This window comes from Mameliella sp. MMSF_3455, from assembly GCF_030733205.1.
Lineage (GTDB): Bacteria > Pseudomonadota > Alphaproteobacteria > Rhodobacterales > Rhodobacteraceae > Antarctobacter.
The window spans coordinates 26,348-40,726 of sequence record NZ_JASHJL010000026.1; the positions used below are offsets into that span (position 1 = coordinate 26,348).

At 62.7% G+C, this 14,379-nt stretch carries 13 protein-coding genes and 1 riboswitch; of the genes, 7 read left to right on the forward strand and 6 right to left on the reverse strand.

Annotated features, from left to right (window positions below; translation table 11 throughout):
* Positions 1–109: 109 nt before the first annotated feature.
* A riboswitch (guanidine-I (ykkC/yxkD leader) is annotated at positions 110–222 on the forward strand.
* A 93-nt stretch (positions 223–315) separates the two neighbouring features.
* From RBB42_RS17980 to RBB42_RS18005, 6 genes are all read left to right on the forward strand, one after another.
* Entirely contained in the window at positions 316–1,371 is a 1,056-nt protein-coding gene (locus RBB42_RS17980) for a putative urea ABC transporter substrate-binding protein (RefSeq protein ID WP_305970840.1), read from the forward strand.
* Between the two features lie 96 nt (positions 1,372–1,467).
* Positions 1,468–2,280 (forward strand): ABC transporter permease, encoded by an 813-nt coding sequence (locus RBB42_RS17985; RefSeq protein ID WP_305970841.1) that lies wholly within the window; start codon positions 1,468–1,470, stop codon positions 2,278–2,280.
* A complete protein-coding gene (locus RBB42_RS17990) occupies positions 2,277–3,047 on the forward strand; it encodes an ATP-binding cassette domain-containing protein (RefSeq protein WP_305970842.1) in 771 nt (256 codons plus the stop codon). Before RBB42_RS17985 ends, RBB42_RS17990 begins: the two co-directional genes overlap by 4 nt.
* A gap of 439 nt (positions 3,048–3,486) precedes the next feature.
* Entirely contained in the window at positions 3,487–3,627 is a 141-nt protein-coding gene (locus RBB42_RS17995) for a hypothetical protein (RefSeq protein ID WP_305970843.1), read from the forward strand.
* Positions 3,628–3,736: 109 nt separating this feature from the next.
* Complete coding sequence (locus RBB42_RS18000) at positions 3,737–4,981, forward strand: agmatinase family protein (protein ID WP_305970844.1); 1,245 nt, start codon at positions 3,737–3,739, stop codon at positions 4,979–4,981.
* An 18-nt stretch (positions 4,982–4,999) separates the two neighbouring features.
* Complete coding sequence (locus RBB42_RS18005; RefSeq protein ID WP_305970845.1) at positions 5,000–5,449, forward strand: hypothetical protein; 450 nt, start codon at positions 5,000–5,002, stop codon at positions 5,447–5,449.
* Between the two features lie 90 nt (positions 5,450–5,539).
* Here RBB42_RS18005 and RBB42_RS18010 read toward each other — a convergent pair whose 3' ends face one another.
* From RBB42_RS18010 to RBB42_RS18025, 4 genes are all read right to left on the reverse strand, one after another.
* Positions 5,540–5,725 (reverse strand): hypothetical protein, encoded by a 186-nt coding sequence (locus RBB42_RS18010; RefSeq protein ID WP_305970846.1) that lies wholly within the window; start codon positions 5,723–5,725, stop codon positions 5,540–5,542.
* Positions 5,722–6,495: a DUF4214 domain-containing protein gene (locus tag RBB42_RS18015; RefSeq protein WP_305970880.1), complete on the reverse strand. Its 774-nt coding sequence runs from the start codon at positions 6,493–6,495 to the stop codon at positions 5,722–5,724. The genes RBB42_RS18010 and RBB42_RS18015 overlap by 4 nt, the downstream gene beginning before the upstream one ends.
* Positions 6,492–6,668 (reverse strand): hypothetical protein, encoded by a 177-nt coding sequence (locus RBB42_RS18020; protein ID WP_305970882.1) that lies wholly within the window; start codon positions 6,666–6,668, stop codon positions 6,492–6,494. Before RBB42_RS18020 ends, RBB42_RS18015 begins: the two co-directional genes overlap by 4 nt.
* Before the next feature lie 76 nt (positions 6,669–6,744).
* Positions 6,745–7,071: a hypothetical protein gene (locus RBB42_RS18025; RefSeq protein ID WP_305970847.1), complete on the reverse strand. Its 327-nt coding sequence runs from the start codon at positions 7,069–7,071 to the stop codon at positions 6,745–6,747.
* A gap of 1,240 nt (positions 7,072–8,311) precedes the next feature.
* On the opposite strand from RBB42_RS18025, the gene RBB42_RS18030 reads away from it, so the two are divergent.
* Entirely contained in the window at positions 8,312–10,993 is a 2,682-nt protein-coding gene (locus RBB42_RS18030; RefSeq protein WP_305970848.1) for a Hint domain-containing protein, read from the forward strand.
* Between the two features lie 190 nt (positions 10,994–11,183).
* On the opposite strand, the gene RBB42_RS18035 is transcribed toward RBB42_RS18030, so the two are convergent.
* Positions 11,184–11,801, reverse strand: coding sequence for a nucleotidyltransferase family protein (locus tag RBB42_RS18035; protein WP_305970849.1), 618 nt, complete (start codon positions 11,799–11,801; stop codon positions 11,184–11,186).
* 121 nt (positions 11,802–11,922) lie between these two features.
* Positions 11,923–14,328, reverse strand: coding sequence for a GcvT family protein (locus RBB42_RS18040; RefSeq protein WP_305970850.1), 2,406 nt, complete (start codon positions 14,326–14,328; stop codon positions 11,923–11,925).
* Positions 14,329–14,379: the final 51 nt, after the last annotated feature.

Below are 14,379 nucleotides of genomic sequence, written 5' to 3' on the forward strand. Positions count from 1 at the left end.
TTCAGACATAGCGCCGTGAGGCCGCCCGTATTTTCAGCGAATGCGTTTTGATCCGCCCTGAATTGAAGCACCTCAGGTGACAGAATTTCCATGCGCAAGATGCTGATCGGTGCAGGGCGTCTAGGGTTCCGCCTCACTCTCTCCCTTGAGGGTCTGGTCCGAGAGACGCCACCGGTCGGGCAAATTCCCGGCGGGACACGGCGGGGCAAAATCCCGGGAGAAGACTGCGCGTTGGGGGCTACCGTTCTCTCGAGTTCCGCCTCGGTCCCCCGATTTGCGAACCTATTGGCGGAACGCTGCACGAGGGGACTACCCATGTTTGCAAGACGCCATTTCATGGCCGCCACCGCGGCGCTGGCCATGCTGACCGGCGCACCCGCGCTGGCGCAGGAGAAGACCGATTTCCGTGTGGCCTGGTCGATCTACGTCGGCTGGATGCCCTGGGGCTACCTAGACGACTCCGGGATCATGGACAAATGGGCCGAGAAATACGGCATCACCGTCGAGATCGTGCAGATCAACGACTATGTGGAATCCATCAACCAGTACACCGCCGGTGCCTTTGACGGTGTTTCGGCGACCAACATGGACACGCTGTCGATCCCGGCCGGCGGCGGGGTGGATACCACCGCGCTGATCGTCGGCGATTTCTCGAACGGCAACGATGCGGTGATCGTCAAGGAAGGCGGCCTGGCCGAGCTTGCGGGAAAGCCGGTCAACCTGGTGGAATTGTCGGTCTCGCATTACCTGCTGGCCCGCGCACTGGACAGCGTCGACCTGGCAGAGCGTGATCTGGACGGGGTGATCAACACCTCGGACGCGGACATGATCGCCGCCTTTACCACGGCGGACGTGCAGGCGGTGGTCACATGGAACCCGCTGGTCTCGACCATCCTTGAGGAGCCGAACGCGACCAAGGTCTTTGATAGTTCCGACATCCCCGGCGAGATCATCGACCTGATGGTGGTCAACACCGACACACTGGCGGCCAACCCCGATTTCGGCAAGGCGCTGGTTGGCGCCTGGTACGAGGTGATGGGGCTGATGGCATCGGGTGACGAAGAGGTGCTGACCGCGATGGCAGAGGCTTCGGGCACCGATTTTGCGGGCTACAAGGCGCAACTGGATTCGACCGAGATGTTCTATGACCCGGCCGCCGCCGTGGCCTTTGCCAAGGGCGCAGAACTGCCGACCACCATGGTCAACGTGGCCGAGTTCCTCTTTGACAAGGGGATTCTTGGCGAAGGCGCGCCCAGCCCGGATTTCGTCGGTGTGGAATATCCCGATGGCACGACCACCGGTGACCCGAACAACGTCAAGTTCCGGTTCGACACCACCTACATGCAGATGGCGGCGGACGGGGCCCTGTAAGCCAACCGCGGCCCGGCCGATCGCGCCGGGCCGCGCACCCCTGACCACCTTGTCCCGGGCCCCCGTCCCGGGGCCGCTGCCGCCTAGAGGAGTCCCATGCGCTGGATCAATCGAAGACCGGGCCCGGTTCTGGCCACGGTGCTGGCCGCCTTGCCGTTTCTCGCCGTGCTGGGCATCTACATGATCGGATCGGAAATGCGGCTCGCGGTGAACCCGTCGGACAAGCTCTTGCCCGCGCCCACCACGATCCTGTCGACGGCCGAACGGCTGCTGACCGAACCGGACCGCCGGTCCGGTGAGATCCTGTTCTGGCTGGACACCTGGGCCAGCCTCCGGCGGCTGTTCATCGGCGTGATCATCGCGTCCTCTTTGGCGCTGATCATGGGCATCCTGATCGGGATGCTGCCCTACATGCGGGCGCCTTTCGCGCCCTTCGTGGCGGTGTTCTCGATGGTGCCGCCGCTGGCGGTCCTGCCGATCCTTTTCATCATGCTGGGGCTGGGCGAGGTGTCCAAGGTCGCTCTGATCGTCATCGGCATCGCGCCTTTCCTGATCCGAGACATGAGCCAGCGGGTGATCGACCTGCCACGCGAACAGTTCATCAAGGCGCAGACGTTGGGGGCGTCCTCGATGGCGATCGGGTTGCACGTGATCCTGCCGCAGGTCCTGCCGCGCCTGATCGGAGCGGTGCGCCTGTCGCTTGGTCCGGCCTGGCTGTTCCTGATCGCCGCCGAGGCCATCGCCGCCGACCAGGGATTGGGCTACCGCATCTTCCTTGTCCGGCGCTACCTCGCGATGGACGTGATCCTGACCTACGTCGTCTGGATCACGCTTCTGGCCTACCTGCTGGATTTCGCGCTGCGCCAGCTCTCGAAACGGGCCTTCCCCTGGGATGGAGAGTCGCTATGAGCTATGTCGAAGTCAAAGGCGTGGCCAAGGCCTATGGCAAGCGCACCATCATCGAGAACATCAACGTCTCGGTCGCCAAGGGACAGTTCATTTCCATCGTCGGTGCCTCTGGCTGTGGCAAGTCCACTTTCCTCCGGCTGCTCTTGGCGCAGGAAATGCCGACGCATGGCGAGATCCACATCGACGGCGCGCCGATGGCGCAGGAGCCGGGGCGCGATCACGGCATCGTCTTTCAGCGCTATTCGGTCTTTCCGCACATGACGGTGATCGACAACCTCGTGGCCGCCATCGCCTTCGACTCGAATTTCTGGGGCCGGCTGTCGCGTGCACGCAGGAACGAGGAACGCGCCAGGGCGCGCAAGACGCTGGATCGGATCGGGCTTGGCCATGTGGCGGGGCAGTACCCGGCAGACCTGTCGGGCGGGATGTTGCAGCGGCTGGCCATCGCCCAGGCGCTTGCCAGCGACCCCAAGATCCTGCTGCTGGACGAACCCTTTGGCGCGCTGGACCCTGGGACCAAGATCGTCATGCACGATTTCCTGCAGGAACTGCGGGATGAGACCGGCATGACCGTCTTCATGATCACCCACGACCTCGAAGAGGCTTTCAAGTTGGGAGATCGCGTCTGGGCCTTCGACAAACCCGTGTGGGACGAGGAGGACCCGGAGAAGAACGCCGCCACGATCACCTATGATTTCGACGCCCGCGACGACGGTATCCCATTCCAGACGCTGAAGGAGCGTACCAATGTGTTGCAGGCACGCTAGGGACGGGGCGGAGCGGGTACCCCCCACTGGGCCGGAGGTGCGAAGGCGCCCATGATGGCCGCAAGGGATATTCGCCATGTAATGGACAGCCACACAGGGACCAACGCGTTGCCGCCCTCCGCGGTGGACAACGGTTCGATGTGGGCAGCGGCACGGGGGCTGTGCCTTCTTGCCCGGGCAGGACATGGACAAATGGATAGTTGGAAATACCCGCGAACGCGGCATCTTGAAGGCGCGCGCCTTCAGGTATGCGATCTGGCGGGTGACAAACCCGGGAAGGATCGGGCGGGCGAGACGCTTGTAGGCGAGGCAAAGCTGGACGGTGTGCGTTACGTCCTCTCGTTCGACCATGGCGGCAACTTGCTGCTGCAAAGCCGAGGGCATTGTCTGACCGGCGGGGCGCGACTTCTTCTGGAACGCCACCAACATCAGCGGGCAGGTGCGGGCCAAGACCCTGTCATTGGCGCGGGCCTCCAGCGCGAGGGGCGAGATCGTCTACCTAGAGGTGCCGCCCACCCGCCTGTCTCGCCAGAACCGCGACCGCGAGGACGAGGTGCCCCTGTCGGTCCTGGACGGGTAGATCCGAAAACTGGAACCGCCCGACCCCTGCGAAGCCCAGCGCATTCACTACATCCTGCCGGAGACCGCTTGGGCGGCCCCGGCCTGATACCTCGGAAAGGAGATCGAGCATGATGTTTTCCACCCGTGACCGGAGCCGGTCGCACCATCCCAGCGACATGCGCGGGGATGAGCGACGCGCCCACCATCCGGATCTGACCAAACTGCAGGGCTGGAAGTCGATGAAGGCCGAGGCCGACATTCCCGAAAACCGCTGGGACGAGGAGCGCCGCTGGGCGCTGCGCATGGGGCTTACCGGGGCGGATACGATCGAGGACAAGTCGATCCCGACCTTCGCGCGCGGGGAACTGCCGCACTACGCGGGCATCAATACCTTCCTCAAGGCGCCCTACGCCGAGGACGTGACCGAGGTGCAGCACTACGACGCCACCGTGCTGGGAATCCCCTTTGACGGTGGCACAACCTATCGCCCCGGTACACGGTTCGGGCCGCAGGGTGTGCGCAAGATCTCTGCGCTCTACACGCCTTACAACTACGAAATGGGGGTGGATCTGCGCGAACAGATGACACTCTGCGATGCGGGAGACGTGTTCACGATTCCGGCGAACCTGGAGAAATCGTTCGACCAGATCAGTCGTGCGGTGAGCCATGTGTTCTCGTCCGGGAGTTTCCCGGTGATGATCGGCGGTGACCATTCCATCGGCTTTCCCTGCGTGCGCGGGATCGCGGAATGCACCTCGAAGAAGATCGGCATCGTGCATTTCGACCGCCATGCCGACATCCAGGAAAAGGACCTGGACGAACGGATGCACACGACGCCCTGGTTCCATTCGACGCTGCTGCCGAACGTGCCGGCCAAGAACCTTGTGCAGGTGGGCATCGGCGGCTGGCAGGTTCCGCGCGAGGCGGTGAAGGTCGCGCGCGAGCGCGAGACGAACATCATCACCATGTCCGACATGGAAAAGATGGGGGTCGACAAGACCGCCGAGATGGCGCTGGAAATGGCCTGGGACGGGGTCGACATGGTCTACATGTCCTTCGACATCGACAGCATCGACTGCGGGTTCGTCCCCGGCACGGGATGGCCCGAGCCGGGCGGGTTCCTACCGCGCGAGGCGCTGGCGCTGGCCTCCAAGGTCGCGGCCGAAGGACTTTGCGGGATGGAACTGGTCGAGGTTTCGCCGCCCTACGACACCTCGGACATCACGGCGTTGATGGGGACGCGGGTGATCGTGGACGTTCTGGGCAGCATGGTCGCAGCGGGCAAGATGGGGGCCCACAAGCAGCACATCGACAAGCCGGTGACGATCCCGCATGGCGAATACGAGGGCAACCGCTGGAGCAACAAGCCCTGATCGGGGCGGGAGGAACCCATGCCGCATGATATCGTGAACGGCCATATCGGCCACCATCATCACCCGCACGATCACAACCACCCGCACGACCACGACCACCTGCACAGCCACTTACCGCCCGAGGACGAGGCGGCGGAGTTGCAGGTTCTGGCGACGCAATTCATCGACGGTTTCGTGCAGGCCGCCGACAAGACCGCCTATCTGCGGCTGGCCGGCGTGCCCTTCGAGCGGCCCGGCGCCGGGGGCGGCACCGCACTGAAGCTTGTGGACGTGGAGCTGAAGACCGAATGGCAGGTCGGCACGGCCTCACCGTCCTTCGGGTCGCGCGAATTGAGTTACCTGCCGTTCCCGGGCGAAATGGTGCGCGAGCGGACCAACATGGCGCTCGTTTATGTGTCGATGACCGAAAAGTCCCTTTGGGACATTCGCCAGTTCCTGCGAGAACGCCTGGCCGGGCAAGGGGACTGACCTGGCCAGGGTGCCGGCCCGGTTTGTCCCGGGCTGACCGGGCCGGTACCATATCACTGTTGAGCGTATCGGCGGCCAGCATGTCTGCGGTCACAGAAGCAGCGTGTCGGGTCCAAGGTCCTCAACCGAGGTGTCTTGCAAGACCACGGTGACGCCCGCGTTCTGGAGCACCAAATGGTCACCTTTCTGTCGGATGTCGTCCAGCGCGTCCTCCGTGTCGGTATTGCCGAAGCCGCGCAGGTCCAGCGTGTCCCAGCCTTCGAAATCGGTGATCACATGGGGACCGACCGAGGCAGGCGCAAAGACGAAGGTATCGGACAGATCGCCCCCGGACAGGGTGGAGTCCCCGGCACCCAGACCGCCTTGCCGCCTGTATCGGAAGCTCGGTTCAGGACATTCTGGTAAAGCATCTCGACAAAGGCCTCGTCGGTGAGATTGCCGTAGGTGGCCTGAAACTCGGGGCTGCGGACAAAGCCCGCGACGGCATCGAAATAGGTGGCCGCATCGGCCAGTTGCTGTGTCCAGTAGCCATGGCCGTTGGCATCCGTAGCGCGCGCCAGTGTCGCCTGGTACAGGCGAAAGGCCATGCCGGCATAGGTGGTTGAGGTGCCGGTCACCTGGTCGCCATACAGCACGTCGTCTCCGGCCTGTCCCAGCAGCGTATCGGCCCCGGATTTGCCCATGAGCGTATCCGCGCCAACGCCACCCTCCAGCAGATCGCGGCTGCGCGCGCCGTCGAGGCAATTGGCGGCGCCACTGCCAACGATGTGGTTGTCGTGGCCATCGCCGATGCCGTCAATGGCGCCGGAACCGGTCAGGACCAGGTCCTCGACATCGGGCGCGTCGGCCCACAGGCGGAAGGAGACGGGGGCATTGATCAGATCGTGGCCCTCAGCAGCTAGTTCGATCACCACGTCGTCCGGGCTGTCGATGTGATAGACGTCATCGCCGGTGCCGCCGACAAGCGTATCATCGCCTTTGGTGTCCTGCAGCGTGTCGTCACCCGCCATACCGAAAATCCGGTCATTGCCCCGGGCGCCGTTCAGCGCACATCGCCGGAGTTGCCGTCCCGCGCGCTGGCCAGCGGTGCGCTCGAAGAATACGCCCGAACCAGGACGTAGGTCCCGGCCCCGTATGTTTCGTTCAGCGCGTCGATGATCCCGTCCGCGATGCGGCCTGCATTGCTTTGGCCCGCCAATACGACAATCGGTGTTCCCACACGTCACCTCCGGTCGCCCCACACGCGAAACTGGCAATTGGCAATTAACGCAGCCTTTGAAACTTGGCTCTTAATCTCAGGGATTTGAGGCGGTTTCGACGGATGTTCCGAGGCGCTGGCGCAGTTCTTTCCAGAGCATGGCGCCAAGCGTCGCGTTGCCGTGGAGGATGTCGTCGCGTTCTTGCCGCCCGCCTTCGGCAAGTCGGGGGCCTGCCCGCATCAGGTCGCACCGTGTCGGGCAGCCGTGGCTGAGCGTGTCAATGGGTTGTAGAAGACAGGTGGTGCCATCTATCTTACTGACAACGCGTTTGTATGCGGCGTGCAGATCCTCGGAGAGGGCAGTGCCGTCGCTGCTCCTGACGAAGCGGCGAAAAACCGGGTACTTGCCGTCGATTTGCAACAAGGCGTCTGAGGGCAATGGTTGTGGCACGACCACCGTTGTGGAGGGCGTGGGGCGCCGGGGCCGTCGGCCATCGCCCGGGCCAAGGCCCGCGCGCCCGAAGGCCAGCCGGACACCGCATGACCCTGCTGCAACCGCACGGCGGCAAATGCCTCTTCGTGCAGTCCTGCGTCCTCGAGCAGCTGGCGCGGTTGCCGGGCGTGTAGATTTTGCCGTAGCGGGCTGAGGCCAAGCCATAACCGTGTCGTCGGGCGACCTCTGGCGGCATAAGGGCCGGGGCAGGTTCCGCCTCGACCAGTTTCAGCGTCGAGGCGCGGATATAGGTGGCGATGCCCTGTGCGAAACAACTGCCTGCCGTGGCGATGCGCATCCCGGGCCGCAGCGCAAACTTGGGCGCGTATAGCGCGGCCAGGTGAAGACCCCCGCGGCACGGCTGGGTTTCCAGAACGCCTGAGGGGGCAGGGCGGAACTAGGCATCATCGCAGGTTGGGCCGCTTACGGTGCCAAACCAAGGCAATTTCGAAGAAATGCTGTGGCGCAGCGCGTTTGGCGGCGCCCTGCGAGCAAATTTGCGATTTGTTTCGAATGATTCGGGTTTCCATCACCATTGCCTGTCGAGGCCATTGCTCAATCCCGTAGCGGTTGCAGGATTGATGCACGGTCCGCGACAGTCCAGTCGGAACTGTGGCGAAAACCGGGGGCGCGGCCGACCGGAATGGGAGCTTCCTTAACAGTTCTCCAATTGATGACAGTGGCTGCTCAAAAATTGACCGTCTGCACCATATGTAGTAATTACTATTGCGGCTGGCACCTTCAATAGGGTGCCATTGTTTCATTTTTCGCCAAAGTTTTCGTCTCAATCCGTGGCGAATTCACTTAAAATCCCCAGCAAATTGTCCATTTCGCGGCAGGACTGGGCCCTCATATGCCATTTTCTGCTTCTCGGAACTGGGTGGGCAACGTATTAGTTTCGCAAGCCCAACTGGGGGAGGGTGAAGTCTGCTGGCCACGGGGGCGGCCGCTGAAACGCTTGCATCCAGGATGCGAGGTGAAGCGAGGATGGAGAACCATCCGTGCCGTAAAGGTGCCTTTGTCTGCGTCACGACGCGGGCCAAGGGCGCGACCACTTCGCATAGACACTGGATTGGCGAGCACTCGGATTTGAGGGCAGTGCCGGGGGGCATCGCCTTTTCAACGACGCGGGACGATGTCCTCCGTCTGTTACGGAAGAAGGTCGGAAGACATGGCTGATTTGGTATTGGAATGGGGGGCTCTTGGTCCGTTTGGCACCAACGTGCCGGATGCGGACGGGGGCGTGTCCGCCACGGTGGACGCAGGCGGCGTGGCAGTCGACATTTCGTTCGACGCGATCGAGGCAGGAGCATCGGCCTATACCTACAACTCTCCCGGTTACGTCGCTCCGGACGAGTCCTTTTCGAACCAGTCGTTCCTCAAGCTCTTTGGTGAAGGCGAGGTCGGGGGAACCGAGACGTCGACCACGGTGCTGGACTTTCGCGCCACCAACACCGATCTCTACTCCGATGCGGCACAGAATGTCTCGTTCCGTATCAACGACATCGACACCGGAGCGGGCGGCGACTTCTTTGAAATCGGGGCGGGCTTCGAGGACGTTCTAAGCGTCACGGCTATTGCGCCCGATGGCACCGAAGTGCCCGTGACCCTGACCCTTGGTTCCGCCGTGACCAACACCGGCGGTCTGCTCGGCGGCCTTGCAGAGACAGGATTCGAGGATCCGACCTCGTCGGTCCTTGTCGAGATAGACGGCCCCGTGGCCAGCATCCGGATCGAATACGCCAACGGTGCGGCCAGCCAGCAGGGCATCACCGTCTCGGATATCGAATTTTCGACCGTGGACGCGGTTGACGCAAACCAGGACCCAGACGCAGTCGACGACAGCGCGACCACGATAGGCGGTACGCCGGTCGACGTGGCGCTGCTGGCCAATGATACGGATCCCGACGGTGATATACTGACCGTCACCGGCATCACCCCGGCGGCCAATGGGTCCGCCGTTCTGAACGGCGACGGTACCGTGACGTACACGCCGGACGCCGGCTTTGTGGGCGACGACACGATTTCCTACACCATTTCCGATGGCAACGGCGGGTCCGATACCGGCGTTGTCACGTTCACCGTGGCGGATGATGGCGTGCCGCGTATCGACACCGACGTCTTCCCGGTCGCTCCCGGTGACCAGCCATTGGATCCGCTGGACGGCCTCGACCAAGACCCTGATCCGTCGGACGACCTCGACAACATCGCGGGCGATGGCTCTGCCGAACTGATCGAGACGGGAGACGACGCCGACACGATCTCTGCCGGCGGTGGCGACGATACGGTGAACTCGGGCATCGACGACGACCTTGTCGATCTTGGAAGCGGCAATGACTCGCTCTTCGACGTGCAGGGGGCGGATACGATCTATGGCCGGGCCGGTGACGACACGATCATCGCGGGCACGGATACCTTCTCGGACTACGAAGGCGACGATCCCGCGTTTTTCCCGGGGACGCCGCTCAACGATCTCGGCTTTACCTCGGACCCGAACCAGGAAGACGGACGCGACTACGTCGAAGGCAACCGCGGCAACGACTACATCGTCACCGGTGACGACAGCGACACCATCGATGGCGGCGGCGAGAACGATACGCTGGATGGCGGCATCGACGATGACCTCATCATGGGCGGCCAAGGCGACGACTCTCTGATCGGTGGCCACGGATCGGACACGCTGGACGGCGGCCAGGGCAACGATACGCTGGACGGGTCAAACCTTGCGGCGCTGGAACTGACCGACGACATCGACCCCAACACAGAAAACGACCGTGACCTGCTGCAGGGTTTTATTGGCAACGACTCGCTGATCGGCGGGGATGATGACGATACGTTGATGGGCGGCTCCGGGATGGACACGTTGGACGGCGGCATCGACGACGACATCCTGATGGGTGGCAACGACAATGACACGCTGATCGGCGGTCAGGGCAACGACACGCTGAACGGTGGATCTGGTGACGACAGCATCATGGGCGGCAGCGATCGGGACGTGATCGTGGTCGACAGTGCGGCGGACGGCATCGGCGATACGGTCGATGGCGGCTCGGGCGGTTTCGTCGACCAGGTCAATCCCGAGGATCCGCCGAACCAGGACTACGACGTCCTGGACCTGTCGGGCACGGGTGCGCGGGACGTCGATTGGCGCATTGTCAACACCGTGGCGGACAGCAACGGCAATGGCCTGGACGGAACAATCGAGTTTCTGAACGCCGCCGGTGACGTGACCGGCACGATGGACTTCTTCGAGATCGAGGAAATCGTGCCCTGCTTTACGCCCGGTACGCTGATTGCCACGCCACAGGGCGAACGCCTGGTCGAAGAGCTGAAGGTCGGTGATCGGGTCATCACCCGCGACAACGGCATCCAGGAAATCAAGTGGGTCGGCCGCAAGGACCTGACCGGCTTTGATCTGGCGCGCAAGCCGCACTTCAAGCCGATCCTGATCCAGCAAGGGGCCTTGGGCAACAACCTGCCAGAGCACGACATGCTGGTCTCGCCGAACCATCGGGTCCTGGTGGCCAATGACAAGGCCGCGCTTTACTTCGAAGAGCGCGAGGTTCTGGTCGCGGCCAAGCATCTGACGGGTCTGGACGGCGTGGACGAGGTCGAGGCGAACGGTGTCTCCTACATCCACGTGATGTTCGACAGCCATGAGGTCATCCTGTCGAATGGTGCCTGGACCGAGAGCTTTCAACCCGGCGATTACAGCCTCAAGGGCATCGGCAACGCGCAGCGCCAAGAAATTCTCGAACTTTTCCCCGAACTGGAAAGGGCCGAGGGTCTCAAGGCCTATGTCTCGGCGCGTCGCTCGTTGAAAAAGCACGAGGCGGCACTGCTGACCCAGTAAGGGTTTCGCCGACACGGAGTTTGCAGCCTGTTCCGGCGCGTGACAATCCTCTCGCCCGGAACGGATAACACGGGAACGGGGCGGCCCTGGCCGCCCCGTTTTCTGTTCCTGTCATGGATCCGTCGAACCCGTCTGACAACGTCTGAGGCGGTTGAGGAACGCCTTCTAGAGGTCTGAAATTACAAGCGGCTCAACCTGTCAGGCAGGCGTCGTCCTGAGAGGCTCTCCAAGCGCGCCAGGCCTCTGGCGTGTCCAGATCCGTCAATGCCCGACGATCCGGCAGCGGGATCTGGCGGAGCCTGTGTTCGTTCGCATTCAGGACGTCCCGTGCACCCTGGTCACCGGTCAGTGTTTGCAAGGCCATGAAGCAATCCTGCGGGAACAGGACCGGGTGGCCTGGCGTACCGTCCGCGGCCGTGGCCTGTTGCAGCATCGGGAAGGGAACGGATTGAAAGCTATTGATAAGCTTTTGAATATCCTCGGTTTCGATCTCCGGCATATCGGCGGGCAAAATGACCATCGCCTTGATGCCGCGTGGGATGTGCCCGACGCCCCTGCGGATTGAGGCGGACATGCCAAGTTCCGAGTCTGGAACCACGATCACCTGAACGGGCAGGCCCTGCAGAGCCGCGGCGCGCGGGTGGTCAGGATCAGGAAGGGTCACGGCCACGTGGGCGCCCGTGTCGATCGCCCGCAACGCCTGACGGCGCAGCAGCGGAAGACCATCTACTGTTTCGGTCAACTTGTCGCGGCCACGCATCCGTGAAGATGCGCCCGCGGCGGGGATGAGAATCGAAATATCCAGCATGGTCGAGACACTAACACAGGTTGAGCAAGAATGTGGCGCGTCTTGTGCCAAGTGCGCAACTTTTTGTGTCGTTCGAGCAGGTCTCCGCTATATGCTGCGGTGCAGCAGCGCATGTGCGGCATCAACCGCGCATGCGCTGCCCCTGCGGATCAAAGAGTGGTTCTGTGAGGATCCGCGCCGGGCGCATCTGGCCAAGGATCTCGATTTCCGCGATCAGATTGGCGTCGGCTTTATTTCTGGGAATCAACGCCATGGCGACAGACTTTCCCGCGAAATGTGAATAGCCGCCAGAGGTGCAGAACCCCTGAACCTTGCCATCGATCCAGACCGGTTCATAGGCGTTCACATCCGTATCCAGCGCATCGACTTCGAACATCGCGAGGGTCCGATGCGGCGGTGCGGCGCGCTCGGCCTCGGCGGCGTCGTGACCGATGAAATCGCCCTTGGACCACTGGATGAATCGATCCAGGCCAGTTTCCGCGCAGGTGTAATCAGGTGAGAACTCGCGCCCCCAGGAGCCAAAGAACTTGTCCAGTCGCAGGCTCATCATCGCGCGCATGCCAAACGGTTTCATGCCCTTGGGCGCGCCGGCGTTCCAGAGCGTCTGCCATAGTTGCCGCTGCGCCATCGGATCGCAGTAGATCTCGTAGCCCAGATCGCCGGTATAGGAGACACGTTGCACGAGACAGTCGTTCATGCCCACCACAAGGTGACGCACATCCATGAAGCCCATGTCGCTGATATCGGCGCGCGTGCAGGCTTGCAGGAACTCGCGCGCGAGCGGCCCTGCGACCTGGAAGCCTGTGGATTTGTCGCTGATATTTTCGATGCTTACGCCGTCTTCCTTATGTTTCAGGAACCAGCGCATGTGATAAGCCTGTGCGGAGTAAGAGGCGGTCAGGCGGTATTCCGTCTCCGACAGGCAGGCGACGGTAAAATCGCCGATGATCCGTCCGGCGGGCGACAGCATGGGCGTCAGGGACATGCGGCCCGGTCCGGGAATGCGGCCCGCCATGATCCGGTCCAGCCAGGCGCGGGCATTGGGCCCGGTGACGCGGTACTTGCCGAAGTTCTGGACCTCGTTGATGCCCGCCGCCTGGCGCACTGCGTGGACCTCGCGCGCCGTGGCGTCCCAGGCGTTGGAGCGGCGGAAGGAGGGTGTTTCGTAGCGCGGCTCACCTTCGGCGGCGAAGTAGTTCACCACCTCCAAACCGTATTGCGCGCCCCAGACCGCGCCCATGCCGTCAAAAATGTCGTACATGGGCGTCGTGCGGTTGGGGCGGGCAGCGGGCAGTTCCTCATTGGGATAGCTGACGGAAAAGCGTTTTTGGTAGTTTTCAATGACTTTCGGCAGGGTGTAGCCCGGCGTGATCCAGTCGCCAAAGCGCGCCACGTCCATCGCGCCGGTGTCGCGTTCGCATTCCCCCTCGACCATCCACTGTGCCAGCATGAGGCCCACGCCCCCGCCCTGACTGAAGCCAGCCATGACACCGCAGGCCGACCAGTAGCCGCGCAAACCTGGGATCGGCCCCACCAGCGGGTTGCCGTCAGGCGCAAAGGTGAAAGGTCCGTGAATCACGGATTTTACGCCGGCACGCTCTAGAACTGGAAAGCGTTTGTACGCGAATTCAATGCTTTGCTCGATCTTTTCAAAGTCGTCTGGCAAGAGTTCATGCCCGAACGCCCAAGGCGTGCCATCCACAGCCCAAGGGCGGCAAGGTTGTTCATAGAAACCGATACACAGTCCGCGCCCTTCCTGACGCAAGTAGCTTTCCCCGGCCGGGTCCATGACATGGGGGTGTTCGGCGTCACGTTCATAGATTTCCGGTGTTTCCTCGGTCACGAGGTACTGGTGTTCCATCGGGTGCAACGGCAGGTAGACATCGGCCAATGCGCCCACTTCGCGCGCCCAGAGACCGGCGGCATTGACGACATGTTCGGTGTGAACGGTGCCTTTGTCCGTGACAACGTCCCATGTGCCATCGGAACGAGGATTGGTTTCCAACACCTTGGTATGCAGATGGATTTCTGCGCCAGCCATGCGCGCGGCCTTGGCATAGGCATGGGTGGTGCCGGACGGATCGAGGTGTCCGTCCAGCGGATCGTAGAGCGCCCCGATCACGCCGTCGAGGTTCACGATGGGGGCGAGTTTGGCGATTTCTTCCGGTCCGACGATCTCTGTTTCCAGACCCATGTAGCGATGCTTGGCGCGTTCCGCGAGCAGCATGTCGAAGCGGTCGTGGTTGTCAGCCAGGGTGATGCCGCCGACGTGGTGCAATCCGCAGGACATGCCTGTCAGCTCTTCGAGTTCTTTGTAAAGGCGGATGGTGTACCCCTGCAGCGCGGCCATGTTTGTGTCGCCGTTCAGCGTGTGAAAGCCGCCTGCCGCATGCCATGTGCTGCCGCTCGTCAGCTCGGATCGTTCCAGCAGCATCACGTCCGACCAGCCCAATTTAGTCAGGTGGTAGAGCACGGAACAGCCGACGACTCCGCCTCCGATCACGACGACTCGGGTAGTGGTTTTCATGATGTGCCTCCATTCGATACGGGCCGCCAGAGCAGCTGCCTGTCCCGCGTA